Source organism: Massilia sp. LMS1-1-1.1, from assembly GCF_040815535.1.
GTDB classification, from domain to species: domain Bacteria; phylum Pseudomonadota; class Gammaproteobacteria; order Burkholderiales; family Burkholderiaceae_D; genus Janthinobacterium; species Janthinobacterium aestuarii.
The window spans coordinates 852,420-878,127 of the sequence record NZ_JBFPNG010000012.1; the positions used below are offsets into that span (position 1 = coordinate 852,420).

Genomic DNA, 25,708 nt, shown 5'->3' on the forward strand with positions numbered 1-25,708 from the left:
GCCGGCATCCCCGCTGGCCTATAATCTCGGCAATCGCGCGCACGGCCCGTCCGTGCGCGCCACCTTTTACTTTGCCAAGATTGCTTTCCCCATGACGTTTTCCTCCCTCGGCCTGATCGATCCCCTGGTCCGCAAACTTGACGAGCTCGGCTATGCCAAGCCCACGCCCGTGCAGGCGCAAGCGATTCCTGCCGTGCTGGCCGGGCGCGACCTGATGGCCGCCGCCCAGACGGGTACGGGCAAGACGGCCGGTTTCGCCGTGCCGCTGCTGCAGCGCCTGACCCTGGAAGGCGTGGTGGCGCCACAGTGCGTGCGCGTGCTGGTGCTCGTGCCCACGCGCGAACTGGCCGAGCAAGTCTATGCCAGCTTCCGCAGCTATGGCGGCAATTTGCCGCTGCGCAGCTTTGTCGCGTATGGCGGCGTGCCCATCGAGCCGCAGATCAGCAAACTGCGCAAGGGCCTCGACGTGCTGGTGGCCACGCCGGGCCGCTTGCTGGACTTGCAGACGCAGGGCGCCGTCAAGTTCGAGCAAGTGCAAACCCTGGTGCTGGACGAGGCCGATCGCATGCTAGACCTGGGCTTCGAGCGCGAGCTCGATATATTGCTGATGACCATGCCCAAGCAGCGCCAGACCCTGCTGTTCTCGGCCACCTTCTCGGACGCCATCCGCGCCATGGCGAAAACCATGCTGAAGGATCCCGTCTCGGTCGAGGTCAGCGCGCGCAACAGCACGGTCAAGGCCGTGAAGCAATCGGTGGTCGTGTGCGACAAGAAACGCAAGCCGGAACTGTTTTTGCACTTGCTGAAGAAAAAGCGCTGGGGCCAGGTCCTGGTCTTCGTCAAGACGCGCAAGGGTGTCGAGCTGCTGGTGAACACTTTGCTGGAGCAGGGCGTGCGCGCCGATTCGATTCACGGCGACAAGACGCAGCCGAACCGCCTGCGCGCGCTGGCCCGTTTCAAATCCGCCGAAGTGCAGGTGCTGGTGGCTACCGACGTGGCTGCCCGCGGCCTCGATATCGACCAATTGCCCGTCGTCGTCAATTTTGACTTGCCCACCGTGGCGGAAGACTATATCCACCGCATCGGCCGCACGGGCCGCGCGGGCGCCTCGGGCGAAGCGATCTCGCTCGTTTGCGCCGACGAGGTGGAATTGCTGTCGGCCGTCGAAGCGCTGACGCGGCAAACCTTGAAACGCAATGAGGAACCCGGTTTCGAGGCCGAACACCGCGTGCCGGGCACGTCCGCCGGCGGCACGATCCAGAAAAAGGCCGTGAAAGTGCTGGCGCCAAAAGCGGCGGAGCGAGCCAAGAAAAGGCGCTTCTACAAATAATCGGCGCAGTTAAGCTGACAAGGCAAAGCGCGCTGCACGGATATGCCATTCGTGCCATCATGCGCCATGACCTCGATACCTTTGTTCCCGCTCAATACGGTGCTGTATCCCGACGGCTATCTGCCCCTGCAGATCTTCGAGGTACGCTATCTGGACATGATACGTCAGTGCATCATGGGCGAGCAGCCGTTCGGCGTGGTGCAACTGCTGGACGGCACGGAAGTGCGCAAGCCGGGCCAGCTGGAAACCCTGGCGCCCGTAGGCACGTTGGCGCGTGTCGTCGACTGGGCCGCGCCCTTGTCGGGTTTGCTGCAAATCAAATGCATGGGCATGCAGCGTTTTCACATCGTTTCCAGCGAACAGCTGAAGCATGGCTTGTGGGTGGCGCAAGTCGATACCTTGCCGCCCGATAAAGCCATCCCCATCCCGCAAGAGCAGCAGAACGTGGCCGACGCGCTCGGCGCCCTGATCCGCACCTTGCAAGAGCAAAAGATCCCGCCCGATCAGATGCCCCTGCAGCCACCGTACCGCCTCGACGAGTGCGGCTGGGTGGCGAACCGCTGGTGCGAGCTGCTGTCCTTGAGCGCCATGCAAAAACAGCTATTGCTGAGCCAGGACAATCCCGTGCTGCGCCTGGAACTGGTGCAAGATATGCTCACGGAAAATGGTCTGCTTGAAGAGTAAAACATCCCAGGCCGCATGTTTGCACAACGTTCTGTTGTGCAATTGCAATCACTATTGAGAAATACTTTACGCTTTGCCGCCGCTGGCATAAGATAATGCCCCTGGGCAAGATTGCCCTGGGCAACATTCAAGAGCACACGACATGGCAAAAGTAAGCGCGGAACAGATCAATGCGGCAATGGAAGCGATGGCGGGCGAAGGCCAGTCCATCACGGTGCGCGCCTTGCGCGAACGGCTGGGCAACGGCGCCTGTCTGGGCACCATCAGCAAGCTATTGCAGCGCCGCAAGGCTGGTGCGCAGCGCCAGATCGCTGCTGCCGCCGAACTGTCGCCCGTGCTGCAGCAAGCCATCCTCGATTATGTAGGACAGGAATTAAGCGCCAGCCACAGCGCGCATGAAGCCGAGATGAACGACAATCAACAGGAATTGATGGACCTGGCCAGCGAGAACGAGCGCCAGCAAGAACTGCTCGACCTGCAGGCGGGCGAGCTGGAAACCTTGCGCGAGGAGCTCGAGCGCGAGCGGCAAGTGGCGAACCAGGCCCGCACGGACCTGGCCAAGGCGCAGCTTCGCCTGGAAGGCTTGCCGCGCCTGGAAGAGGCGGCAGAGCAGGCCCGCATGGACCTGGCCAAGGCGCAGTTCAAGCTCGAAGGCATCCCCCGTCTGGAAGAGGCCGCCGAAGCGGCGCGCGCGGAACTGATCCAGGCCCAGTTGAAGCTGGAAAGCCTGACGCGCGTGGAAACGGAACTGGCGGCCGCGCGCCTGGAACTGGAAGCGGAACGCGAAGAGCTGGGCGAAACGCGCGCCGAGCTGGACGAGGAGCGCACACTGCGCATCAAGGCGCAGCAGTTCATCGTGGACCCAATATTCAAGACGCCAGTCTGAAGACGCCTGACCAAACCTGCTGCGCGTCGGCATAGGTGGCTTGCGATGCTCACCGCACTTCAGTGCGGTTGCGCTTCTCGGCCACCTCTCCCTTCCGCTCGCGACGGTTTTGTCAGGTGTCGTGACGTCTCTGTTCTAAGCTAACGCTGCGTACAGTGTTAGCCGGCGCACGGAATCGTATTATCAGGCGCGGCAAAATAGTTCAGTGATCCGGGCGCGAAAGGGGCAGGCATGGAAACGCTGATCGTCATGGGGGCTTCCGTGGGCGGCGTGAGCGCGCTGTCCACCATCTTCGCCACCTTGCCGGCGGACCTGCCTGCGGCAATCCTGGCCGTCATGCACGTGGGGGCGCGCAACAGCGTGTTGCCCGAGATCCTCGGCAAAACCTCCGCCTTGCCCGTGCGCTTTGCCGAAGAGCGCGAACCCGTACGCGCGGGGCGCATCCTGCTGGCGCCGCCGGACCGGCACATGCTCGTTGCCAACCTGGCCGGTCAGGCGATGGTCGAGCTGACCCGGGGACCGAAGGAAAACCATACGCGTCCCGCCATTGACCCCCTGTTTCGCACCGCGGCCGCCGCTTTTGGGCCGAAGGTGGTGGGCGTGATTCTCAGCGGCTACCTCGACGATGGCACGGCGGGCTTGCAGGCCATCAAGGCCTGCGGCGGCAAGGCGCTGGTGCAGGAGCCGCAGGACGCGGTGGCGCCGTCGATGCCGCAAAGCGCGATCGACCATGCCGGAGTGGACTGGCGCCTGCCGTGCGCCGAGATCGGGCCGGCCCTGCTGGCGCTGGCCAGCGGCGCGCCGGCGCCAGCAGGCGCCGCGCAATCCTCGCCGCCCGTGCCCCAGTGGGTTGCCGTGGAAAACCGTTTTGCCCGGGGAGTGGGAAATATGGAGCAACTGGAAAAAATTGCCACGCCATCGACGTTCACTTGCCCCGAATGCCAGGGCACGCTGTGGGAGCTGCATGGCCAGAAGCCGCAGCGTTTTCGCTGCCATACGGGCCACAGTTTCACGGCGCAGACGCTTGGCGAGTTGCAGCATGAAAAGGCGGAAGACGCCATCTGGGCCGCCGTCAGGGCGCTGCAGGAAAAAGAAAAGCTGTACCTGAACCTGGCCGCCAAGGCCCAGGCCTGGTTGCATCCGGGCACGGCCAGCGAGTATGCAGCCAAGGCGCGCCAGGCAGGCGAGCAGGCCGATATGTTGAAACGGGCCTTGCTGGCTTAAAATAGCGCACTGTCGCGCCATGCCGCGCGGCGCCTGATCGCAAAGAAGGTTTATGTCCGTAGAAAAAAAAGAGCCGCTCCCGCTTGCGGCAACCCCCGTATTGCCGCGTGCACTGCCGCCCAGGCCGCCAGCCGAATTCAGTTCGCCTGAAGCGGCCCTGGCCCGCAAGCAGGCGCGCGAAGACAAGGATGCGCAGGTGCGTGGCGTTACCTCTATCGACGCCATGCGCGAGGCCATCAAGCAGGCGGCGCGCGACTTGCCTGCCATCACCGAGGTGCCGCGCCTGGCCATGCTGGACGCCGCCGCCTTCCGCGCGCGCGCCGCGCAGGGCTTGCCTTTCCTGATGCGCGGACTGGTGCAGCGCTGGCCCCTGTCGGCATTGGGCCCCGAAGTCTTGCGCGAGCAGTTCAGCCATGTGCCCGTGCGCGCACGGGTGGGCGACTACATCAACACGGCCTTTGCGGTCGACCGCGCCATGCAGGACATGTCGATGGGGCAATATCTGGATTTGGTGGCAGAGGGCAAGTACGTGCTGCCGCCGTATCTGGGCAATCTGGAATTGCGCGAGCTGAACCGTTTGTGCCACTGGCCCACGTATTTCGACAAGATGGGCCCGCCGCGCTTCTGGGTGGGGCCGGTCGGCACGGTGACGCCCTTGCACTGCGATTACGATGACAATATCTTCGCCCAGGTGTGGGGCCGCAAGCGCATCATTTTGTCGCCGCCGCACCACGATGCCTACCTGTATCCGAGCGAAGCGAACGCCATCCTGTTCGGTTCGCCATTTGATCCGGAAGCACCCGATTTTCAGCGTTTTCCCCTGGCACGCCAGGCGACGATGATCGAATGCATCGTCGAGCCGGGCGACATGTTGTACGTGCCCGCCGGCTGGTACCACCAGGTGCGTGCGCTGACGTTTTCGCTGTCCTCGAACCGCTGGGCCAGGGCCGTGCCGCTGGCCTTGCATGGGGATACGGCGCTGCGGCGTACCGAATTAATCTGATGGCATGACGGCCTTGCCGTCGGCACGCAAGCGCCTGGGCCGCCACTCGCTGAGGATGCCCGCACAAATAATCAATATCGCGCCGACGATGGCCAGGGCCGGCAGCCGTTCGCCGGCGATGCGCCCGATCACGCCCGCCCAGACAGGCTCGCCCGCATAGATCAGGGTCGCCTTCGTGGCGGAGATGCGCTTTTGCGCCCAGTTCATCACATACTGGATCAGCGCGCTGGCGCAGCCCAGGGCCAGTACGCTGAGGATGAAGGTCTTGCTGAGAACCGGTGGCGCTTCGCCCATGACGGGCATCAGCAGCAGGGCGATCAATGATGCCGTCGCCAGTTGCACGATGGTCACGCGCAGGATATTCATTTGCGGCGAGACGCGGCTGATGAGGATGATTTCCAGCGCGATCGCGATGGCGCCCACGGCCGTGATCAGTTCGCCCGTGCCGAAGGCCATGCTCAAGCCATCCGTGCCGGTGAGCAGCAGCAAGCCGACGAACGCCAGCACCACGGCCGCCCACACGGCAGGGTGGGGCCGTTGCTTGAAGACCAGCCACTGCACCAGCGGCACGATGGGCACATAAAAGGCCGTGATGAAGGCCGATTTGCTGCTGGATATATGCATCAAGCCATAGGTTTGCAGCGCATAGCCGCCAAAGATGCTCACGCCGATGGCCATGCCCGTCAGCAACTCCGCCTTCGTCAAGTGCCGCAACTGGCCCCGGCAAATCACGGCGCCGATGCTGGCAGCCACGGCAAAGCGGGCGGCGACGAAGGCCAACGGGCCGCTGACCGTCACGGCATGTTGCACGACGAGAAACGTCCCGCCCCAGATGAAGGTGATGGCGATCAGGGCCAGTTCGGGCAGGCCGAGGGCGGGCGGGGGACTTGCGTATGTTTTCATGGGGCGCTATGCTATGAGCAAAATATTTCCCATCATCATAGGAGCAATATATTGCGCAGTCAAGCCGAGGCCGGTGGCGTGCTGGCACACTTGGCCACCAATCTGCGGCGCTTGCGCCTTGCCGCCGGCCTCAGCCAGGAGGAACTGGGGCGCAAGTCTGGCCTGAGCCGGCGCATGGTCAACGGCGTCGAGGCGGGCAGTACCAATATCAGCCTGGCCAACCTCGACCATGTGGCGGCCGCCTTGAATGTGGCCTTTGTCGACCTCGTCCAGCCGCCGCAGCAGCCGCACGACAGCCTGCGGGTGCTGATGTGGCAAAGCGAATCGCAAGCCAGCCAGGCCGTGCTGTTGGGCGCGGCGCCCGCCAGCCGCCAGGTCGAGCTGTGGTCGTGGACCTTGGCACCAGGCGAGCGCTACGATGCGCAAGCCGATCCGGCCGGCTTCAGCGAAATGCTCTACGTGCTGGAAGGAACGCTGCAGCTCGTGCTGGCGGCGGAAACCAGGCAGTTGGCCACGGGTGAATTTTTTGTCTTCAGCAGCGCGCAAGCGTATAGCTATGTCAATGCTGGCGCATCGACCTTGCGTTTTACGCGCAATGTGGCCAGCTGACGGCGCAATCAGGGCAGGCTACATCCTCCGGCAACAGTATCGGCTGTTCATTGCGGGGACGCTGTCGAGACCGCCGATGGCGTGGGGTTGAAAAAGCGTCGTTATTTAGATGTTCTGTGTCATGCGTCGATATCCTTGGCAGGGTGGCGCTTGGCATGCCCGCCCCGTTGCGCCCGGTAAATGCCCGCGTGGCCGGAAAACAGGTAGGCCACGACGCAGGCGATGGCCGCGTACACGCCGATCTCGGCGCCGAACAGTTCCATGGCCATCAGGGTCGAGGCGATCGGCGTGTTGGCCGCGCCCGCAAAGACGGCAACGAAGCCGATGGCGGCCAGCAGGGTGACGGGCTGGTGCAGCACAGGTCCCAGCGCATTGCCCAAGGTCGCGCCGATGAAGAACAATGGCGTCACTTCGCCGCCCTTGAAACCTGTGCCCAATGAAACAATGGTAAATGCCATCTTGCCGAGGAAGTCGTATGCGGGCAGCGGTTCCTTCAGCGCATCGGCGATGGTGGGAATGCCCAGGCCGATATACTTGTCTGTGCCGATCAGCCACACGGCGACGGCGATGATCACGCCGCCGGCCAGCGGACGCAGCGGGGCGTAGCTGATCCAGCGCTTCATCAGGCCGCTCAAACCGTGCGTGGCTTGCGCAAACAGTTTGCCGGTCACGCCGAACAGCACGCCGGCAAGCACCATGGCGCACAAGGTCCAGGCGGAGAGGGCGGGGATCAATGGCACGGCGTAATGCGTATGGTGGACTCCCCACAGCAAGCCCACCTGGTCGGCGATGATGGCGGCTAGCAGGCAGGGCAGCATGGCTTCGTAGCGCAGGCGGCCGATGGCCAGCACCTCCAGGCCGAAGATGGCGCCCGCCAGCGGCGTGCCGAAGACGGAGGCAAAGCCGGCGCTGATGCCGGCCATCAGGATGATGCGGCGGTCTTCGTTGTTCAGGCGGAACAGGCGCGTGAGCTGGTCGGCCAGCGCGCCGCCCATCTGCACGGCCGTGCCCTCGCGTCCGACGGAGGCGCCGAACAGATGCGAGATGACGGTGCCGCCCAGCACCAGCGGCGCCATGCGCAGCGGAATGATTTTTTTCGGGTCGTGGACTTCATCGATCAGGAGGTTGGCGCCACCTTCGACGCTGCTGCCGTAGCGCAAATACAGCCAGCCGACGGCAAAGCCCGCCACGGGCAGCAGCCAGATCAGCCAGGCGTGCGCCATCCGCGTGCGCGTGGCCCAGTCGAGGGCGAACAGGAAACCGGCCGAAGCCGTGCCGGCCAGCACGGCCACGACCAAGGCCAGCAGCAGCCATTTCAACAGATGCTGTAGTAGATCGGTGAGGGCGCTAAGACGCTGCATCGTGCATCCAGTCAAGGCTGATGGGTGGGGGATTCCTTACAGGCCCAGTTCCGCCACCAGCGCCTGGCCGATGGCGCGCTGCTCGGCCAAGATGGCGCGCAAGTGATGGGGGCGTGTCTTGACGTTGGTCATGACCACGCGCAGCACGTTGGTCGGGCCAGGGTAGCGCGTCGATTCCAGCACCGTGCGCGACACGAAGCTGTGGCCCTGCGCCTTTTGCCGGTTTTGCAGCTTGGCGTTCAAGGTGTTCAGTTGCTTGTTCAGTTCGGTGGCAGCGTCCACCTGGCCGCCGGCCAGCAAGGCCTCCATGCGCTGGCGCAAGTGCACGGGCACGTAGCGGTAGGTCAGAATGAACGTGTCCGAGCGCGTGACCAGTTCGAAATCCTGCTGGTCGGCCAATAAATCCTGCAACTGGCCGGACAGGGTGGCCGCCTGCTGCAGCAAGGTCGTGTAGCCGGACACGCCCAGAACCTTGAACGAGGTCCACAGTTTCAAGGCATCGAAGCGGCGCGAGCCTTCCAGCGACGTCTGGCCCAGGTCGCCCGAGTTGTCGCGCAAGATGTAGTTGGCATTGTGCTTGAGCAAGTTCAGGCTGGCGCTATCCTTGAACAGCACCATGCTTTGCGCCATCGGCACCCATAGCAGCTTGTGTCCGTCGATGACGACGGAATCGGCCAGGGCAATGCCGTCGTACAGCGCGCGGTACTGTTCCGCGATCAACAGGGCGCCGCCCCAGGCCGCATCCACGTGGAACCAGATGTTTTCCCGTGCCGCAATCGCCGCCATGGTGGCCAGCGGGTCGATGGCGCCCGTTTCCGTCGTGCCGGCGATGCCGATCATGGCGACGACCTTGATCCTGCGCAGTTTTAAATCGGCAATGGTCGCTTCCAGCGCGGCGATGTCGATGCGGTTGTCGCGGTCGACGGCCACCAGCTGCAAGGCGTTTTCGCCGAGGCCCAGGGTTGCCAAGGCCTTTTTCACGGAGTAATGGCTGCGGGCCGAGCCGATCACGGCCAGCCCCGCGTGGCTAGAATCCTGCATGGCGGCAAACAGGCCCCGTTTGCGCGTGCCGGGCAGCTGCTGCTCCAGCGCCACGGCCAAGGCCGTCAAGTTGCCCATGGTGCCGCCATTGACGACATTGCCCAGCGCACCGCTGGTGGCGGCCATGGCCTGCGAGTAGACGGCATCGGGCTGCTGGTACACCTGGCGGTGCAGCCAGCCGAGGATCTGCTTTTCGATCAGGGTCGACACATATGCCGTCTCGATCTTGACCTGGTTCTGGTTCAGGGTGGCCGTAAACGCTTCGGCCAGCACGCTGATCCAGGGCAGGGCCTGCGTCATGTGGCCGATGTATTGCGGGTGGTTCAGCTGGGCCGTATTGGCCAGCACGGTGGTGTCGAGTTCTTGCAGGAAATCCGCCACGGGCATGCCGTGTGCGGGCAGGCTGGTGTCGGACAGTTGCGTCAGCAGTTCCGCATACGGTGTGTGCGGATAGGCCGTGTCGCGTTCCGCGGCCAGCCAGCCGCCCAGCATGCCCAGCGCCTGGCGCAGGGGCGCGGGTGCCTGCTGCAGCGCATCGATGGAAAAATGCTGCTGCAGCAGCTGTTCGATAGCGGAATCGGTCATTGGCTATGTTTCAATTATGGTGACCCTAATAAAAGTACTGGGGTCGGACCCTGAGGGTCCGACCCCGGACTTTGTTGTTGGGTTAGGCAAAAAAATGGCCCGGCGGAGACGGGATTCTACCCGACTCCGCCTGAGCGCATCAGTTTGCTGACTGTCTGTGATCAGAAGTAGTTGAGGCCCAGCGCCGACTTGACTTCATCGGCCGTACGGGCCGCCACTTCGCGTGCCTTGAACGTGCCTTCTTTCAGCATCTGGATGACTTGCCCCTTGTCCTTGGCGAACTCTTCGCGGCGGGCGCGGATCGGCGCCAGCATTTCCTGCAAGACCACGTCCAGGCGTTTCTTGACGATGCTGTCGCCCAGGCCGCCACGCACGTAATGGGCCTTCATTTCGGCCAGCGCCGCTTTTTCCGGATCGAAGGCGTCCAGATACGTAAAGGCGATATTGCCTTCCAGGTGGCCCGGGTCTTCCACGCGCAAGTGCAGCGGGTCGGTATAGACTTTTTTCACGGCGGCTGTGATTTCAGCCGAGGTCGCGCCCAGGTTGATGGTATTGCCCAGCGACTTGCTCATCTTCGCCTTGCCGTCGATGCCGGGCAGGCGGCCGATGTCCGGTACCAGCGCCTTGCATTCCATCAGCACTTCGCGGTTGTACATGCGGTTGAAGCGGCGCACGATTTCATTCGTTTGCTCGATCATCGGGATCTGGTCTTCGCCCACGGGCACCACGCCCGCCTTGAAGGCCGTGATGTCGGCCGCCTGGCTGGCAGGGTAGGTCAAAAAGCCCGCCGGAATGTCGCGCTCGAAGCCGCGCAGGCGGATTTCTTCCTTGACGGTGGGGTTGCGCTCGAGGCGCGCCACGGTGACGATATTCAGATAGTAAAAGGTGAGCTCGGCCAGTTCCGGGATCTGCGACTGGATGAAGACCGTGGTTTTCGTCGGGTCGATGCCGACGGCCAGGTAGTCGAGCGCCACTTCGACGACATTGCGGTGCACCTTGTCGATGTCTTCCATATTGTCCGTCAGCGCCTGCGCATCGGCCAGCATGATGAATTGCTTGTAGCTGTTCTGGTAGCGGACCCTGTCGCGCAGGCTGCCCACGTAGTGGCCCAAGTGCAAGGGGCCGGTCGGGCGGTCGCCCGTCAGGATCACGGATTGCGAAGCGATGGCGGCGGGCGACAGCGGTGCTGCCGGTGCGTCATTCTGGTCTTGGGTATCTGGGGTGTTAGGCAAGCTCATCAAGTTTCCTTTTGAGCCGCCTGCATCGGGGATGATCCAGGCTGAGCCTGTTACGCCACCGATCGAGGCGGCGTGGATCAGATTCACATCACTATGCAGTGGCCGCGCGAAAGTGAGCAGGACCACCAATTCAAGCAGGCGTGTTGTGAAGGGATAAATTTCATGGCGTTATGGTTGCAGTTCGGGCGCGTTCTGTCAAGTTTGCGGCCCGATTTATCTGCTGCGCTGCGTCAGAGGCCAGCCTACTGCAGGACTTGCTTTCCGGGTACTATTGCTATTCGGCCACTTTTGCGTGGCATGAATCATTGGAGAACAGTATGCACGTGTCGTCCCCCGTCCGGCTCACCGGCCTGGCCTTGGTTATCAGTTCCCTCTTTGCTGCGCCCGTGCTGGCGCAAACGCCGAAAACGCCGCCCATGACGCCCGATATCGGCGCCAAGCTGGTGATGCCCGACGTCAATGATTACGTCAAGCGCGTGGTGATGATTCCCATGCGCGACGGCGTCAAGCTGTACACGGTGATCGTCGTGCCGAAAGACGCCAAACGGGCGCCCATCATGCTCACGCGCACGCCCTATAACGCGACCCGCCGGGCCCAGCGCGCCACCAGCGCCAGCATGCTGGCCACCTTGCCGCAAGGCGACGACACCCTGGTGGAAAACGGCTACATCCGCGTATTCCAGGACGTGCGCGGCAAGCATGGCTCCGAAGGCGATTACGTGATGACGCGCCCCGTGCGCGGCCCGCTCAACAATACCAAGGTCGACAACGTCACCGATGCGTGGGACACCATCGACTGGCTGTCGAAGAATATTCCGGAAAGCAATGGCAAGGTGGGCATGCTCGGTTCCTCGTATGAAGGGCATACGGTGCTGATGGCGCTGGTCGATCCGCATCCGGCGCTGAAGGTGGCCATTCCCATGAGCGCCATGGTCGATGGCTGGCGCGGCGACGACTGGTTCCATAACGGCGCCTTCCGCATGCCCAGTTTGTCTTACCTGGCATGGCAGACGAGCGTGCGCGGCAGCGCCGAATCGCCCGTGCTGGGCGTCTACGACGATTACGAAGCGTATCTGCGCATCGGCTCGGCCGGCGACTATGCGAAGAAATTCGGCATCGACAAGCTGACGTACACGAAAAAGCTGTTCGAACACCCGGCCTACGACAGTTACTGGCAGGAACAGGCGCTCGACAAGATCCTCGCCAAGCGTCCGCTGATCGTGCCCACCATGCACGTGGTAGGGCAGTGGGACCAGGAAGACATCTATGGCCCCTACGCCAGCTACTGGGCGATGGAAGGACGCGACAAGCGCAACAACCTCAACTACCTGGCGGTGGGACCGTGGCGCCACAGCGGCGTCAACTATGAAGGTTCCAGCCTGGGCGCCCTGAAGTTTGACGGCGACACGGCGCGCCAGTTCCGCGAAAAAGTCATGCAGCCATTCCTCAATCAATACCTGAAGGATGGCGCGCCGGAAGCGAACACGGCGCCCGTCGTGTCGTACCAGAGCGGCACGAATCAGTGGCAGCGCTTGCAGCAGTGGCCGCTGGCCTGCGAGACGTGCGACACGAAGCTGACGCCGATCTATCTGCAGGATGGCTACAAGCTGGGCTTTGCCGCGTCATCGGCCACAGCCGATGCAGCCAGCGGCGCGTTCGATGAATACGTGGCCGATCCCGCGAAACCCGTGCCCTTCGTGGCGCGTCCCGTGCGCCTGAACGATGGCGACGTGTGGAAGCCATGGCTGGTCAGCGACCAGCGCGGCTATGCGGACCGCACAGACGTGCTCAGCTATGTCTCCGAACCGTTGAAGACGGCCGTGCGCATCGCCGGCGCGCCGATGGTCAACCTGTTCGCCGCCACCAGCGGCACGGATGCCGACTGGGTGGTGAAGCTGATTGACGTGTATCCGGATGAAGTGCCGTCGCAGCCGGCCATGGGTGGGTATCAATTGGGCGTGGCGATGGACATCTTCCGCGGCCGCTACCGCGACAGCCTCGAACACCCGACGGCCATTCCTGCGGGCAAGGTCGAGCGCTACCGTTTCGCCTTGCCGAACGCGAATCACGTCTTCTTGCCCGGCCACCGCATTGCCGTGCAAGTGCAGTCGAGCTGGTTCCCCCTGTACGACCGCAATCCGCAAACCTTCGTGCCGAATATCTTCCTGGCCCAGCCCGGCGATTATAAAAAGGCGACGCAGCGCGTGTACCACGCGGCAGGGGCGGCCAGCGCCATCGAGTTGCCGATCGCGCCGCTCGACGCCCGCTAGCCGGCGCGCATGAGCACAGCTCCCGCCGCGATCAGGCCGATGGCCAAGTAGCGGCGGGGGCTAATTTTTTCTCGCAGGAACAGGGCTGCAATGGCGATGGCGAACAGGATCGACGTTTCGCGCAAGGCCGCGATGGCGGCCACGGGCGCCTGCGTCATGGCCCACAGGGCCAGGCCGTATGAAGCGAGCGTGCCGAAACCGCCAAAGGCGGCCAGGCGCCATTGCGTTTGCGCATAGGCGAGCAAGTCGGCAGGGCGGCGCAACGCCGTCCACAGCAGCAGGCCCGTTCCGTTCAAGACAAAAATCCACATGGTGTAGGCGGCCGGCGCGCCGGACAGGCGCACGCCGATGCCGTCGATCAGGGTATAGCTGGCGATGACGCAGGCGTTGCACAGCGCAAAGGCCGTGGCGCGCCCCGTGTGTTTCGCGGTCCCAGGCGTGGCGGGTAATCGCGCGGCAACATACAGGCCGAGGATGCCCGCGCAGATGCAGGCGACGGCAGCCATCTGCATGGCGGACAGGCGCTCGCCGATCAGCGGCCAGCTGGCCAGCGCCACGATGAGCGGCGCGCTGCCGCGCATCAAGGGGTAGGCATGGCTCATGTCGCCCGCCTTGTAGGCGGCCGCCAGCAGAGAATAGTAGGCCAGCTGTGCCACGGCCGAGGCGGCCAGCCAGGGCCAGCTGGCGGGCGCGGGACTGTTGACGAAGGGCAGCACGGCCAGCGAGATCAGGGCCGCGCCCACGGAGACGAGCACTGTGCTGAGAAAGGTATCCTTGCCCGACTTGACGATGGCGTTCCAGCTGGCATGCAGCAAGGCGGCAAACAGGACGACGGCGACGACCAGACCGGACATGTGGCCTTAGCGGGGACGTATGCTCAGCGACAGCAATTCCTGGCGATGGTGGCGCTGAAAGCCTTCCATCAGGGTGCCCGAGCGGCCCGCCTTATCCAGCAATTCGCGCAAGGTGGCCTGGTCTTCCGCCGTCAGCGACTTGCGCGACAGGTAGACGCCGCTCATGCCCCACGGCAATTCCGGCAGTGCTTCCAGGCGCAGGCGGTCGGTCAGGCCATACACGCGCGCATCGTTTTGCGCCACGCCGGCGAGGATGGTGGGGGCCATGATGGTGGCATCGATGAAGCCGCTTTGCATCAGGCGCGCCACGGAGAGCGCGTCGACTTCGTAGAACAGGCGTCCCTGGCTGCTCAGCTCCTTCGCCAGCGCCTGGTACGGTGCGCCATAGTCATAGCCGCGCACGAGCGCCACGCGCAATTCGCGCCGCTCGATCAGTTCCTGCATGGTGTTGATGGGCGCGCGCGCGCCTTGCAACGAGATCAGCAGGGGACGGCTGCCCAGCATGGGGATGAACAGGCCATGCTGGTCGCGCCGCGGCGTGCTGCTGGCCGGAATCAGCAAGTCGGCCTTGCCCGCCTCGAACATCGCTTCCAGGCGCGCGCGGGGCACGGCCGTGAAGATAAAATTGCAGCCGAGCTTGGCGCCCATGCTGCGCAGCAAGTCGGGATAGATGCCGCTGATCGTGGCGCCATTGACCACCACGCTGGCGCCGACCGCCGAGACGGGCACCTGGATGTCGCGCGAGCATTGCGCGCCCGCCAGCGTCGGCAACGCCAGCGCCAGTATGGCCATGCTTCGGCGCCAGGCGCTGGAATAAAAGTCAGTCATACCCATCCTTGCTTGCCAACGAATGCCGGACGTTGGTAACGCCCCGCTGATTATCCCATTCTCGCCTATTTATTTCTCGAATGCAATATTACGCCGTCGACTACTTTGTGGTGGAAACCGCAAGTCTGGCCAGTCGCTGCGCCTGGAAGTAACGCCAGGCCACCACGATGCCCAAGGTTTGCATGATGGCGCACAGATAGAAGGTGCTGCCGATGCGCCAGTCCTGCGGCGGCAAATGGCTCACTTCGCCGAGGATCATGCTGCCGAGCAAAGGCATGAGGATGATGCCCAGGCTGCTGATCGATTGCAGGGAACCCATCAATTCTCCCTGTTCGCCGGCATTCGATGACTTCGAGATGATGCCTTGCAGGGCCGGGCCGGCGGCAAAGGCCAGCAGGTTGCACAGGATCAGCGCATACATCATCCAGCCCTGCGTCGCCAGCCCGTACAGCAAATAGGTGAGGGCGCCCGAGGCCATGCCCAGCAGGGATAAACGCACTTCGCCAAAGCGCTTGATCAGTATGCCCAGCAAGCCCGCCTGCACGACGGCCGCGCACAGGCCCACGCAGAACAGGGCGATGCCGTTCTGGCGCGGCGTCCAGTCGAAGCGGAAGTGCGTGTACAGCACCCACGTGGTGTTGAGCATCATTTGCGCAAACGTCATCAGGCCGAAGGCCAGCACCAGGCCGCGAATTTCCACGCGGCGCACCAGTTTCAGCAGGGCGGCGAACGGGTTGATACGGGCCAGGGTGAACGGTGCGCGCGGACCCGGCTGCAGCGATTCGGGCACGCAGAAATAGCCGTAGATGAAATTGGCCGCCGACAGGCCCGCCGCCACGTAAAACGGCAGGCGCAGATCGATTTCGCCCAGCAGGCCGCCCAGCATGGGGCCGCAAATGAAGCCCAGGCCGAAGGCGGCGCCGATCTTGCCGAAGCTCTTGGCGCGGTTGTCGGGCGTGGAAACGTCGGAGGCGTAGGCGGACGCGACCGACATGCTGGCTGACGAGACGCCGCCGATGACCCTGCCGATGAACAGGCAGGCCAGGTTCGGCGCCCAGCCCGTGGCGAGAAAGTTGATGCCCATGCCAGCCATCGAATACAGCAGCACGGGACGGCGTCCCACGCGGTCGCTGATGGCGCCCAGCATGGGCATGAAAATGAATTGCAGCAAGCCGAAGAGGGCCGCCATGATGCCGTACCAGAATGCCTGGGCATCCTTGCCGTCGACAAAGTTGCCGATCAGGATGGGCAGGACGGGCACCACCAGGCCGATGCCCAGCATGTCGATGAAGACGCAGACGAGGATGAAATTGAGATTGCCGGCGCGCGCGGGCGCGGCGGGCGAGGACGGGGAATGACTGTCGGGGCTGGTTTTATCGGACATGCATGCTTTCGGCGCGCACCCCGCGCCGCCGTGCGGCTAGCGGGGTTCAATTGTTGGCGTTGCGCCGGCGCATTGCAGGATGCTGCTGACGCGCGGCGCGATAGCTGAGGCTTGCATTATAGACAGCATGCGCGCTGCTGGCTATCGCCACCAGGCTTATGCGCTCATTCCCCATTCGTCCGCAAAGGCGGCGCGGAAATCCGTCAGCACGGCCAGCCGCTGTTCGGCCAGCGCGCGGCCCGCCGCCGTCTGCATCTTGCCGGGCAGCTTGTCGAGCTTGGTGACGATATGGTCGAGTGCGTAGGCCTTGTCGTCGAGCGGGCGATGCCGGGCCAGCGGATCCGTGCCATGCGCGAGCGCGCTATCCATGCGCGCGGCCGTATAGAACAGGCGCGCCAGTCCCACGGCGCCCAGCGCGTCAATGCGGTCGGCGTCCTGCACGATCTGCGCTTCGATCGTGTGCGGCGGCAGGTTGGCGGAAAAACTGTGCGTCTCGATGGCGTGGGCCACGCCGGCCAATTTTTCTGCAGAGAAATCCAGTTCCGCCAGCTGGCGGCAAGCCAGCGCCGCCGCCTGGCGCGAGGCCAGATGGCGCTCGGGATGGTTTTTCGGCAAGTTGACCAAGTCGTGCAGGTAGCACGCTGCCATCACGGTGAGGGCGTCGGCCTGCGCATATTCTTCCAGCAGGACGCTGGCATTGCGCCAGACACGGTGCAGGTGGTTGATGTCGTGGGCGCTGTCATCGCCCAGGCCGGCCGTGGCCAGCGCCAGCAGGCGTGGTTGCCATTGGGAAAGCAAGGAATGCATGGTTCAAAGTCGTAAAAAGCAGGGGCCGCCAGTGTGGCATAAAACGCGTCTACGCAGGCATTCATTGCTTTAAAGCACTTGCTTTTTTGTTTACTCCTGAGCAGAATGCGCGCCTTGGTGTTTTATTGCCTATCAAATATTTTCAAAAATAATTAGTCCACCTTGCAAAGGATACCCATGCGCCGCCATTGGCTGATATTCGGTTTGTTAGTTGCCTGCGGTCACACAGCCGCCTGGGCCCAGGAAGCTCCCCGCTATACCTTGACGGAGGATATGGCGCAAACGGGCACTGCCATTAAGCACAAGGGTGTGAAAGCCGCTATTCCCTTGAATTACAGCTATGCGCAACTGAGTGAGGAGCAGAAGCTTGCCGTACGGGACCAGTACGAGGGCATGCCCGCGACGGACGAGCCGCCCTATCCGCTCAAGGGGCTGGCACCGTTCTTGCGCGAAGTATATGCGGCGCAGCGCATCTTGCAAGTGCGGGGCAAGCTGGTCCTGGCGGTGCAAGTGAACAGCAAGGGGGAAGGCAAGGAAGTGTCCATCTTCGAGTCGCCGGACGACAAGATGGCGAACTTTGCCGCCGCTGCCGCCATCAAGCAGCGCTACAAGCCGGGTGTGTGCGGAGGCGTGCCATGCACCATGGATTTTGTGTACACGGTGACGTTCAACCTGCCGTCGGACGAGGCAGGCGGGGAGAACGCGGCACAATAAGGGCTGGCGTGCAGGCGTGATGCTTTTGCGACAAAGTCAGGTAATCGCTATCCAGCGGAAAGAACGATGCTCTTTTTTAGTGCACCGAAAATTTACATGCGGTAACATTGCTGTATTGCAATTTCAGTGCATTATTTAATAAATTCCATATGGGCGTCCAAGGCCGGTGACAGGCGCGCCCTGCGACATTTCTAAAGGATCATCATGAACACCAATTCCAGCGATACTGGCGCAACCGTTGCCAAGGCTGCCGAATACCTGGCCTTTACCCTGGGCCAGGAAGAATATGGCATCGACATCCAGAAAGTCAGCGAAATCCGCAGCTATGAAACGCCGACCCGCATCGCCAACGCCCCCGAGTTCGTCAAGGGCGTGGTCAACCTGCGCGGCATCATCGTGCCGATCGTCGACATGCGCATCAAGTTCAACCTGGGCACGCCCAGCTATGACCAGTTCACCGTCGTCATCATCCTCAACATCGGCAACCGCGTCGTCGGCATGGTCGTCGACCGTGTCTCCGACGTCACCACCCTGATGCCGGAACAGATCAAGCCGGCGCCGGACATGGGCCGTTCGATCAATACGGAATACGTGATCGGCCTGGGTACCATCGACGAGCGCATGCTGATACTGGTCGATATCGACCAGCTGATGTCCAGCGCCGACATGGGCTTGATCGAAAAATTAGCAGCCTAGGCCGCCAGGAAAAGTCCAGGACGGCGTTGCATTGCCTCGCCGTACATTCGTACTGTCTTCGGCAACGCGCCTTGCCCTGAACATTTCCTGACACCCTAGTGTTGAGAGGGTTTTTTAGAAACAATTGACCCCAAGCATTGTTTGCTTTTTCTGCAAGGCGCACGCTAGCGCCTTTCCTGGCGCACGGTTCAGCCGAACCGTGCGCCAGTTTCACTTTGGTTTCACTTTTCACGCCCACTTTGATACCGCAGCCACTCAGCGCTCCAAAGGGATGCCGCCAGCCGTTCGGCGCGTTGGCATCAGGGCTTTTTAGGATAGTCACATGAATGTATTACGCAACGTCAGCATCGGTGTCCGCCTCGGACTCGGTTTTGCCGTGATCTTGCTGTTTTCCATGCTCATTACGGGCATCAGCGTCTGGCGCCTGCACGACGTGGCCAGCGCCACGCGCGTCATGATGGAGCAGCCGCTGGCCAAGGAGCGCTATATTTCTGACTGGTATGGCCGCATCGACAGCGCCGTGCGCCGCACCATCGCCATTGCCCGCAGCAGCGATACTTCGCTCAGCGGCTATTTCGCCGAAGAATCGAAAGTCTCGTCGTCCAGCTCGGCCGAACTGCAAAAGAAGATCGAGGCACTGATCGACTTGCCAGCCGAAAAAGCCATGTTCGCGGGCTTGCTGGAACAGCGCAAGGTGTACATCAGTTCGCGCGACCAGGTCTACAAGCTGAAGGGCGAAGCGCAGGTCGACGCCGCCAATGAAGTGTTTGAAAAGACCTTCGTGCCGGCCGCCGCCAAGTACCAGAAGATGGTGCTGGACTTGCTGGAACACCAGCGCGCCAGCATCGACAAGACGGCGCGCGAGATCGACGCCGTCGCCACTACCAGCCGTAACCTGCTGCTGGTGCTGGCCGTGCTGGCGCTGGGCTTTGGCGTCGTCTGCGCCTGGTTGTTGACGATGGGCATTGTGCGCCCCCTGCGCACGGCCGTGGACATTGCCCGCAAGGTAGCCGATGGCGATTTGACGGCGCAGATCGATGCCAGCGCCAACGATGAAACCGGGCAATTGCTGCAAGCGTTGAAGGACATGAACACGAGCCTGCTCAACATCGTGGGCGAAGTGCGCAGCGGCACGGACAGCATCGCGACGTCGTCGACGCAGATTGCCGCCGGCAACCAGGATCTGTCTTCCCGCACGGAAGAGCAGGCCGGTTCGCTGGAAGAAACGGCGTCGTCGATGGAAGAGCTGACCAGCACCGTGAAACAGAATGCGGACAATGCGCGCCAGGCGAACCAGTTGGCGGCGTCGGCCGCGCAAGTGGCCGTCAAGGGCGGCGAAGTCGTGGCGCAGGTGGTGGGCACGATGGAATCGATCAATGCTTCGTCGAACAAGATCGTCGACATCATTTCCGTCATCGATGGCATCGCTTTCCAGACGAATATCCTGGCGCTGAACGCGGCCGTGGAAGCGGCCCGTGCCGGCGAGCAGGGCCGTGGTTTTGCCGTCGTGGCATCCGAAGTGCGCAACCTGGCCCAACGTTCAGCCAGCGCCGCGAAAGAAATCAAGACCCTGATCGGCGCCTCCGTGGAGCAAGTCAATGCGGGCAGCATGCTGGTGGCGCAAGCCGGTTCGACCATGAACGATATCGTCGACAGCGTGCAGCGCGTGAGCGACATCATCACGGAAATCACGGCGGCCAGCAGCGAGCAAAGCGTGGGCATCGACGAGATCAACCGGGCCATCGGCCAGATGGATGCCGTTACGCAGCAAAATGCGGCGCTGGTGGAAGAATCGGCGGCGGCTGCCGAATCCATGCAGCACCAGGCGCACAACCTGGCGCAAGTGGTCAGCGTCTTTAAACTCAATGGCCACCAGGCGCTGAAACGCCCGGCAGCGCCGCAAACCGCCTTGCGCATCGGCACACGCTGATGTGGCCGCGGCTGCCCCGTGCAGCCGCTTTCTGCTGTTCCCCTTTTATATAGTCTGGTTCCGCTTTTTTAGGATATTCACATGAATTTGTTAAGAAACGTCAGTATTGGTGTGCGCCTCGGCCTGGGTTTTGCCGTGATCTTGCTGTTTTCCATGCTCATCACGGGCATCAGCGTGTGGCGCTTGCATGACGTGGCCACGGCCACGCGTTCCATGATGGAATTGCCGCTGACGAAGGAACGCTATATTTCCGACTGGTACGCGAAAATCGACAGCGGCGTGCGCCGCACCACGGCCATCGCGCGCAGCAGCGACACGAGCTTGGGTGCATATTTTGCGGAAGAGGCCAAGCAATCGTCGGTGGTCTCGGGCGAATTGCAAAAGAAGATCGAAGCCTTGATTTCCAGCCCGGAAGAAAAGGAACTGTTCCGCCTGGTGAGCGAACAGCGCAAGGTCTACCTCGATTCGCGCGCGCAAGTGTCGAAGCTGAAGGCGGATGGACAGGAAGCGGAAGCTGAGCAAGCTTTCAGTGGGATCTTCGTGCCCGGTTCGACGAAATACCTGAAAGTGGTCAACGACATGCTGCAGCACCAGCGCGCCAGCATCGATAAAACCGCGCGCGAGATCGACGAGGTCGCCAAGACGAGCCGCAACTTGCTGCTGACCCTGGCCGTGCTGGCGCTGGGCTTTGGCGTCGTGTGCGCCTGGTTGCTGACGATGGGCATCGTGCGCCCCCTGCGCACGGCCGTGGAGATTGCCCGCAAGGTGGCCGATGGCGACTTGACGGCGCAGATCGATGCCAGCGCCAAGGATGAAACCGGGCAATTGCTGCAAGCGTTGAAGGACATGAACACGAGCCTGCTCAACATCGTCAGCGAAGTGCGCAGCGGCACCGATAGCATCGCCACGTCGTCGACGGAAATTGCGGCCGGCAACCAGGACCTGTCTTCCCGCACGGAAGAGCAGGCCGGTTCGCTGGAAGAGACGGCGTCGTCGATGGAAGAATTGACGTCGACCGTGAAACAGAATGCGGACAATGCGCGTCAGGCGAACCAGTTGGCGGCCTCGGCCGCGCAAGTGGCCGTCAAGGGTGGCGAAGTCGTGGCGCAGGTGGTGGGCACGATGGAATCGATCAATGCTTCGTCGAACAAGATCGTCGACATCATTTCCGTCATTGACGGCATCGCCTTCCAGACGAATATCCTGGCGCTGAACGCGGCCGTGGAAGCGGCACGCGCCGGCGAGCAGGGTCGCGGCTTTGCCGTTGTGGCGTCCGAAGTGCGCAACCTGGCCCAGCGTTCCGCTTCGGCGGCAAAAGAAATCAAGACCCTGATCGGTGCCTCCGTGGAGCAAGTCAACGCAGGCAGCATGCTGGTGGCGCAAGCCGGTTCGACCATGAATGACATCGTTGACAGCGTGCAGCGCGTGAGCGACATCATCACGGAAATCACGGCAGCGAGCAGCGAGCAAAGCGTGGGCATCGACGAGATCAACCGGGCCATCGGCCAGATGGATGCCGTCACGCAGCAAAATGCGGCCCTGGTGGAAGAGTCGGCGGCCGCCGCCGAATCGATGCAGCATCAGGCGCATAACTTGGCGCAAGTCGTCAGCGTGTTCAAACTGAATGGGCAGCAGGCCAGTGTCAGCGGTTTGAAAGGGATGAAACGTCCGGTGGCGAAAGAGCAGAAGGATGCGTTGCGCATCGGTCGCGCCGCTTAATCTTTCTCGACCCAGCCGGTAATCGCCAGTTGCGATAGCCGGTCCGCCTCGCCATTTCTGTGGCGCGGCAGCCAGCGCAAGCTCACATCAGTAAATTGTTCCAGCAGGGCCACTACGGTGGCCCTCTGCGTTTCCAGTCCCTTGGCGCCGACCGGCGTCGTTCCCAGCACGTCGTTGATCACCACCTGGCTGTCGCCGTACAGCAGCAACTGCACGGGCTGCGGGCGCACCTTGAGTGCCGCTTGCAGCACGGCCGTCAGGGCCGCATATTCCGCGTCGCTGCTGCTGCCATAGCCAGCCGACTCGCTCACTTCGATACGTTCGCCGTTCGGCCCCAGCAGCAGCGCGCCTATGCCCAGCTTGCCCGGGTTCGGGTGGGCGGAACCATCGAACCAGCCGCGCCAGGCCAGCGGGCCGCCATGGTCCTGGCGGCTGAGCGCCAGTTGGGCGCGGCGCTCCAACATCTTGGCTTCCTTGCGTGCTTTGCGCGCCTGCGCCTCCGCCGTCATGGCTTGATCAGGAAGGTGTCGACGAGGCTGCCTATCCAGCACGCCACCAGCACACCAACTGCCACCGTCATGGCGGGCCCGTCATTGGCGGACAGCGCATCGACTTTTTCCACGATCAGCTGCACGTCGAGGGGCAGGGCGCCGCTGTCGATCTGTGCCATTACCTGGTCCAAACGTGCCATGATCTGGCGCAATACGAGCACGAGCGCGGCCAGGGCCGGCACGAGGAAGAGGCAGCCACGGGCCTTGCGTTGCAATACAAAATGCCCGCTGCCGGGGAAGACGAGGGCCGACAGCAGCAAGGCCTGCGTGCGTTTGGAGATTGATGAAGATGAGGAAGAGCCGCTCATGCGCGCCTTTTGTAGGGGAAAGAGCGGCTCATCATACTATTGCCAGCCGAATTTGCGCAGATACACGCGTTTCATGAACGTCGTCAGCACCGTGTAGCAGACGAGGATGCCCAGCAGCCATGGGAAATATCCCAATGGCAAGGCTTGCAGCTTGAAGTAGGTCGCCAGCGGTCCCATCGGCAGGAACACGCCCACGGCCATGATGGCGGTGGTAGCCACCAGCAGGGGCACGGAAGCGATGCTGTCGATGAAGGGCAGCTTGGGCGTGCGGATCAGGTGCACGATCAGGGTTTGCGTCAGCAGCCCCACGACGAACCAGCCGGACTGGAACAGTGTCTGCTGCTCGGGCGTATTCGCGCCAAACACATGCCACATCAAAATAAACGTGCTGATGTCGAAGATCGAGCTGATGGGACCAAAGAACACCATGAAACGGCCGATATCGCGCGGATTCCAGCTCAGCGGCTGCTGGATCAGTTCGGCGTCGACATTGTCGAAGGGGATGGCGATCTGCGACACGTCATACAGCAGGTTTTGCACCAGCAAGTGCAGCGGCAGCATGGGCAAAAACGGTAAAAAGGCGCTGGCCACCAGTACGGAAAACACATTGCCGAAGTTCGAGCTGGCCGTCATGCGGATATATTTGAGCATGTTGCTGAAGGTGCGCCGGCCTTCCAGCACGCCTTCTTCCAGCACCATCAGACTCTTTTCCAGCAGGATGATGTCGGCCGCTTCCTTGGCGATATCGACGGCCGAATCGACGGAAATGCCAATGTCGGCCGCGCGCAGGGCGGGCGCGTCGTTGATGCCGTCGCCCATGAAGCCGACGATATGGCCATTGCCGCGCAGGGCGCGCACGAGGCGCTCCTTGTGCAGCGGGCTGAGCTTGGCAAACACGGTGTTGTCTTCGGCCGCGCGGGCCAGGGTGGCGTCGTCCATGTCGTCGAGCTGCGGGCCTTGCAGCACGCCATGCACGGCCAGGCCAACTTCGCGGCAAATCTTTGCCGTCACGAGGTGGTTGTCGCCCGTCAAGACTTTCACGGTGACGCCGTGTTCCGCCAGCGCGCGCAGGGCGGGCGCCGTCGATTCCTTGGGCGGGTCCAGAAACGCCACATAGCCGATCAGGGTCAGCGCCGTTTCATCGGCCACGCCATACACGGTTTTGTGCGGCGGCACTTCCTTGACGGCCACGGCCACGACGCGCAAGCCCTCCGCATTGAGGCCATGCGTGGTTTCCAGCACCTTGTCCAGCAGGGCAGGATCGAGCGGAATGTTCACGCCGCCGAGGCGCAGATGGCTGCAGGCGGCAAGGATTTCCTCGACGGCGCCCTTGCAGATCAGCTCATGATGATCATTCTTTTCGGAAACGACGACGGACATGCGGCGGCGCACGAAATCGAACGGGATTTCATCGACCTTGACGTAATCGCGGGCCAGCTGCATTTCCGTCTGCAATTCCACGTGGTCGAGCACGGCGCGGTCGAGCAGATTCTTCAAGCCCGTCTGGTAGTGGCTATTCAAGTAGGCGAATTGCAGCACCTCATCGGACGGCTGACCGAAGACGTCCGTGTGGCGCTCGAGCACGATCTTGTCTTGCGTCAAGGTGCCCGTCTTGTCCGTGCACAAGACATCCATGGCGCCGAAGTTCTGGATGGCGTCCAGGCGTTTGACGACGACTTTCTTTTTCGACAGTTTCACGGCGCCCTTGGCCAGGGTGCTGGTGACAATCATGGGCAGCATTTCCGGCGTCAGGCCGACGGCCACGGACAGCGCGAACAGAAACGCTTCCATCCAGTCGCCCTTGGTCCAGCCATTGATCAGGAACACGAGCGGCGCCATCACGAGGGCGAAGCGGATCAAGAGCCAGCTGACGCTGTTGACGCCCGCCTCGAACGCCGTTGGCGTGCGCTCCGTGGCCGTCACCCGCGTGGCGATGGTGCCGAAATACGTGCGGTTGCCGGTCGCCAAGACCAGCGCCGTGGCCGCGCCCGAGATCACATTCGTGCCCATGAACAGCAAATTGGCCAGGTCCATCGGGTCGCGGCCTGCGCTGTCGGCCAGTTCGGCCATCTTTTCCACGGGCAAGGATTCACCGGTCATGGCGGCCTGGCTGACGAACAGGTCTTTGGCGGAAAGCAAACGGCAATCGGCGGGGATCATGTCACCGGCCGACAGCACGATGATGTCGCCTTGTACCAGCTGGCGGATCGGCAGCTCGATCTGCTGGCCATTACGCAGCACGGTGGCCGTATTGCTGACCATGGCTTTCAGGCGTTCGGCGGCCCGGTTCGAGCGACCCTCCTGCACGAAGCGCAGCAGGGTCGAGAGAATCACCATGGTGCCGATGACGATGGTGGCCTTCGGGTCTTCTGTCAGGTAGGAAACGATGGCCAGCACGGTGAGCAGCAGGTTGAACGGATTCTTGTAGCACAGCCACAGGTGCTGGTACCAGGCCAGCGGTTTTTCATGCTCGACCTCGTTCGGGCCCGTTTGTGCGCCGATAACTTGCGCCTCGGCATCGCGCAAGCCTTCGATGCGCGTGTGCAGGCGGTTCAGCGCGCTGTCGAGCTCTTCATGGGCGGCGGCCAGCAGCTGGCGCGCCAGATGGTCGGGCACGGGGCGGGCCGTGCTGTTTTCCAGCGGCATGGCGCGCCGGCGGAAATGGCCGGCCGTATGGCGCTTGCGCAGGAACGATTCGAATAAGCGGGTGAAGAGGTTCATGGCTCTTCCTTTCACGGCGAGGTGTTGACGGGCGGCGCAGCCGCAGGCAAGACTTGCGTGCC

Annotated in this window: 22 protein-coding genes; 11 read left to right on the forward strand and 11 right to left on the reverse strand. The window is 62.6% G+C overall.

The features are described from left to right. Positions 1-91: 91 nt before the first annotated feature. The 5 genes from MRBLMS1_RS13870 (at position 92) to MRBLMS1_RS13890 (ending at position 5,127) form a co-directional block, all read left to right on the forward strand. Positions 92-1,330 carry a DEAD/DEAH box helicase gene (locus MRBLMS1_RS13870; RefSeq protein WP_485879761.1) on the forward strand — a complete coding sequence of 413 codons (1,239 nt, stop codon included), beginning with the start codon at positions 92-94 and terminating at the stop codon, positions 1,328-1,330. Between the two features lie 66 nt (positions 1,331-1,396). Next, entirely contained in the window at positions 1,397-2,014 is a 618-nt protein-coding gene (locus MRBLMS1_RS13875) for an LON peptidase substrate-binding domain-containing protein (protein WP_485879763.1), read from the forward strand. A 142-nt stretch (positions 2,015-2,156) separates the two neighbouring features. Next, complete coding sequence (locus MRBLMS1_RS13880; RefSeq protein ID WP_034752328.1) at positions 2,157-2,900, forward strand: DNA-binding protein; 744 nt, start codon at positions 2,157-2,159, stop codon at positions 2,898-2,900. A gap of 231 nt (positions 2,901-3,131) precedes the next feature. After that, a complete protein-coding gene (locus MRBLMS1_RS13885) occupies positions 3,132-4,124 on the forward strand; it encodes a chemotaxis protein CheB (RefSeq protein ID WP_456149423.1) in 993 nt (330 codons plus the stop codon). A gap of 52 nt (positions 4,125-4,176) precedes the next feature. Further along, positions 4,177-5,127 (forward strand): cupin-like domain-containing protein, encoded by a 951-nt coding sequence (locus tag MRBLMS1_RS13890; RefSeq protein ID WP_485879765.1) that lies wholly within the window; start codon positions 4,177-4,179, stop codon positions 5,125-5,127. Here MRBLMS1_RS13890 and MRBLMS1_RS13895 read toward each other — a convergent pair. Further along, the gene (locus tag MRBLMS1_RS13895) at positions 5,119-6,030 is read right to left on the reverse strand and encodes a DMT family transporter (protein ID WP_485879767.1); all 912 of its coding nucleotides are present in this window, start codon (positions 6,028-6,030) and stop codon (positions 5,119-5,121) included. The genes MRBLMS1_RS13890 and MRBLMS1_RS13895 overlap by 9 nt on opposite strands. A gap of 51 nt (positions 6,031-6,081) precedes the next feature. Between MRBLMS1_RS13895 and MRBLMS1_RS13900 the strand changes: the two genes are divergently transcribed. Beyond that, positions 6,082-6,639 carry a helix-turn-helix domain-containing protein gene (locus MRBLMS1_RS13900; protein WP_485879769.1) on the forward strand — a complete coding sequence of 186 codons (558 nt, stop codon included), beginning with the start codon at positions 6,082-6,084 and terminating at the stop codon, positions 6,637-6,639. 119 nt (positions 6,640-6,758) lie between these two features. Here MRBLMS1_RS13900 and MRBLMS1_RS13905 read toward each other — a convergent pair whose 3' ends face one another. The 3 genes from MRBLMS1_RS13905 to trpS form a co-directional block, all read right to left on the reverse strand. Beyond that, entirely contained in the window at positions 6,759-8,000 is a 1,242-nt protein-coding gene (locus MRBLMS1_RS13905; protein ID WP_485879771.1) for a voltage-gated chloride channel family protein, read from the reverse strand. 36 nt (positions 8,001-8,036) lie between these two features. Next, a complete protein-coding gene (locus MRBLMS1_RS13910; protein WP_485879773.1) occupies positions 8,037-9,626 on the reverse strand; it encodes a pyridoxal-dependent decarboxylase in 1,590 nt (529 codons plus the stop codon). 161 nt (positions 9,627-9,787) lie between these two features. Next, positions 9,788-10,864: a tryptophan--tRNA ligase gene (trpS, locus tag MRBLMS1_RS13915; RefSeq protein ID WP_223279169.1), complete on the reverse strand. Its 1,077-nt coding sequence runs from the start codon at positions 10,862-10,864 to the stop codon at positions 9,788-9,790. 317 nt (positions 10,865-11,181) lie between these two features. On the opposite strand from trpS, the gene MRBLMS1_RS13920 reads away from it, so the two are divergent. Further along, complete coding sequence (locus tag MRBLMS1_RS13920; RefSeq protein WP_485879775.1) at positions 11,182-13,134, forward strand: CocE/NonD family hydrolase; 1,953 nt, start codon at positions 11,182-11,184, stop codon at positions 13,132-13,134. Here MRBLMS1_RS13920 and MRBLMS1_RS13925 read toward each other — a convergent pair. From MRBLMS1_RS13925 to MRBLMS1_RS13940, 4 genes are all read right to left on the reverse strand, one after another. Beyond that, on the reverse strand, positions 13,131-13,988 hold the full coding sequence (locus MRBLMS1_RS13925) for an EamA family transporter (protein ID WP_485879777.1): 858 nt from the start codon (positions 13,986-13,988) through the stop codon (positions 13,131-13,133). The two genes, MRBLMS1_RS13920 and MRBLMS1_RS13925, sit on opposite strands and share 4 nt — an antisense overlap. 6 nt (positions 13,989-13,994) lie before the next feature. Next, positions 13,995-14,780, reverse strand: a complete 786-nt coding sequence (locus MRBLMS1_RS13930) for a substrate-binding periplasmic protein (RefSeq protein ID WP_485879779.1) — start codon at positions 14,778-14,780, stop codon at positions 13,995-13,997. A 136-nt stretch (positions 14,781-14,916) separates the two neighbouring features. Then, complete coding sequence (locus tag MRBLMS1_RS13935) at positions 14,917-16,200, reverse strand: TCR/Tet family MFS transporter (protein ID WP_128139585.1); 1,284 nt, start codon at positions 16,198-16,200, stop codon at positions 14,917-14,919. A gap of 156 nt (positions 16,201-16,356) precedes the next feature. Continuing rightward, positions 16,357-17,007, reverse strand: coding sequence for an HD domain-containing protein (locus MRBLMS1_RS13940; RefSeq protein WP_485879781.1), 651 nt, complete (start codon positions 17,005-17,007; stop codon positions 16,357-16,359). Between the two features lie 177 nt (positions 17,008-17,184). On the opposite strand from MRBLMS1_RS13940, the gene MRBLMS1_RS13945 reads away from it, so the two are divergent. The 4 genes from MRBLMS1_RS13945 (at position 17,185) to MRBLMS1_RS13960 (ending at position 22,066) form a co-directional block, all read left to right on the forward strand. Continuing rightward, entirely contained in the window at positions 17,185-17,721 is a 537-nt protein-coding gene (locus MRBLMS1_RS13945) for an energy transducer TonB (protein WP_485879783.1), read from the forward strand. A gap of 204 nt (positions 17,722-17,925) precedes the next feature. Beyond that, complete coding sequence (locus tag MRBLMS1_RS13950; RefSeq protein WP_034752308.1) at positions 17,926-18,417, forward strand: chemotaxis protein CheW; 492 nt, start codon at positions 17,926-17,928, stop codon at positions 18,415-18,417. A 322-nt stretch (positions 18,418-18,739) separates the two neighbouring features. Continuing rightward, complete coding sequence (locus tag MRBLMS1_RS13955) at positions 18,740-20,347, forward strand: methyl-accepting chemotaxis protein (RefSeq protein ID WP_485879786.1); 1,608 nt, start codon at positions 18,740-18,742, stop codon at positions 20,345-20,347. 81 nt (positions 20,348-20,428) lie between these two features. After that, on the forward strand, positions 20,429-22,066 hold the full coding sequence (locus MRBLMS1_RS13960; protein WP_485879788.1) for a methyl-accepting chemotaxis protein: 1,638 nt from the start codon (positions 20,429-20,431) through the stop codon (positions 22,064-22,066). On the opposite strand, the gene MRBLMS1_RS13965 is transcribed toward MRBLMS1_RS13960, so the two are convergent. The 3 genes from MRBLMS1_RS13965 to mgtA are packed head-to-tail and all read right to left on the reverse strand — an operon-like array spanning position 22,063 to position 25,646. After that, positions 22,063-22,530, reverse strand: a complete 468-nt coding sequence (locus MRBLMS1_RS13965; RefSeq protein WP_485879790.1) for a ribonuclease HI family protein — start codon at positions 22,528-22,530, stop codon at positions 22,063-22,065. The genes MRBLMS1_RS13960 and MRBLMS1_RS13965 overlap by 4 nt on opposite strands. A gap of 41 nt (positions 22,531-22,571) precedes the next feature. Next, positions 22,572-22,925: a hypothetical protein gene (locus MRBLMS1_RS13970; RefSeq protein WP_485879792.1), complete on the reverse strand. Its 354-nt coding sequence runs from the start codon at positions 22,923-22,925 to the stop codon at positions 22,572-22,574. A gap of 36 nt (positions 22,926-22,961) precedes the next feature. Then, the gene (gene mgtA, locus MRBLMS1_RS13975; protein WP_485879794.1) at positions 22,962-25,646 is read right to left on the reverse strand and encodes a magnesium-translocating P-type ATPase; all 2,685 of its coding nucleotides are present in this window, start codon (positions 25,644-25,646) and stop codon (positions 22,962-22,964) included. Positions 25,647-25,708 lie beyond the last annotated feature (62 nt).

Coding starts and splice junctions, on each gene's coding strand:
- MRBLMS1_RS13960 (WP_485879788.1), top strand. CDS start 20,429: ATGAATTTGTTAAGAAACGTCAGTATTGGTGTGCGCCTCGGCCTGGGT.
- MRBLMS1_RS13880 (WP_034752328.1), top strand. CDS start 2,157: ATGGCAAAAGTAAGCGCGGAACAGATCAATGCGGCAATGGAAGCGATG.
- trpS (WP_223279169.1), bottom strand. CDS start 10,864: ATGAGCTTGCCTAACACCCCAGATACCCAAGACCAGAATGACGCACCG.
- MRBLMS1_RS13890 (WP_485879765.1), top strand. CDS start 4,177: ATGTCCGTAGAAAAAAAAGAGCCGCTCCCGCTTGCGGCAACCCCCGTA.
- MRBLMS1_RS13885 (WP_456149423.1), top strand. CDS start 3,132: ATGGAAACGCTGATCGTCATGGGGGCTTCCGTGGGCGGCGTGAGCGCG.
- MRBLMS1_RS13935 (WP_128139585.1), bottom strand. CDS start 16,200: ATGTCCGATAAAACCAGCCCCGACAGTCATTCCCCGTCCTCGCCCGCC.
- MRBLMS1_RS13950 (WP_034752308.1), top strand. CDS start 17,926: ATGAACACCAATTCCAGCGATACTGGCGCAACCGTTGCCAAGGCTGCC.
- MRBLMS1_RS13875 (WP_485879763.1), top strand. CDS start 1,397: ATGACCTCGATACCTTTGTTCCCGCTCAATACGGTGCTGTATCCCGAC.
- MRBLMS1_RS13940 (WP_485879781.1), bottom strand. CDS start 17,007: ATGCATTCCTTGCTTTCCCAATGGCAACCACGCCTGCTGGCGCTGGCC.
- MRBLMS1_RS13920 (WP_485879775.1), top strand. CDS start 11,182: ATGCACGTGTCGTCCCCCGTCCGGCTCACCGGCCTGGCCTTGGTTATC.
- MRBLMS1_RS13955 (WP_485879786.1), top strand. CDS start 18,740: ATGAATGTATTACGCAACGTCAGCATCGGTGTCCGCCTCGGACTCGGT.
- MRBLMS1_RS13965 (WP_485879790.1), bottom strand. CDS start 22,530: ATGTTGGAGCGCCGCGCCCAACTGGCGCTCAGCCGCCAGGACCATGGC.
- MRBLMS1_RS13970 (WP_485879792.1), bottom strand. CDS start 22,925: ATGAGCGGCTCTTCCTCATCTTCATCAATCTCCAAACGCACGCAGGCC.
- MRBLMS1_RS13895 (WP_485879767.1), bottom strand. CDS start 6,030: ATGAAAACATACGCAAGTCCCCCGCCCGCCCTCGGCCTGCCCGAACTG.
- MRBLMS1_RS13870 (WP_485879761.1), top strand. CDS start 92: ATGACGTTTTCCTCCCTCGGCCTGATCGATCCCCTGGTCCGCAAACTT.
- MRBLMS1_RS13930 (WP_485879779.1), bottom strand. CDS start 14,780: ATGGCCATACTGGCGCTGGCGTTGCCGACGCTGGCGGGCGCGCAATGC.
- MRBLMS1_RS13945 (WP_485879783.1), top strand. CDS start 17,185: ATGCGCCGCCATTGGCTGATATTCGGTTTGTTAGTTGCCTGCGGTCAC.
- MRBLMS1_RS13925 (WP_485879777.1), bottom strand. CDS start 13,988: ATGTCCGGTCTGGTCGTCGCCGTCGTCCTGTTTGCCGCCTTGCTGCAT.
- MRBLMS1_RS13910 (WP_485879773.1), bottom strand. CDS start 9,626: ATGACCGATTCCGCTATCGAACAGCTGCTGCAGCAGCATTTTTCCATC.
- MRBLMS1_RS13905 (WP_485879771.1), bottom strand. CDS start 8,000: ATGCAGCGTCTTAGCGCCCTCACCGATCTACTACAGCATCTGTTGAAA.
- mgtA (WP_485879794.1), bottom strand. CDS start 25,646: ATGAACCTCTTCACCCGCTTATTCGAATCGTTCCTGCGCAAGCGCCAT.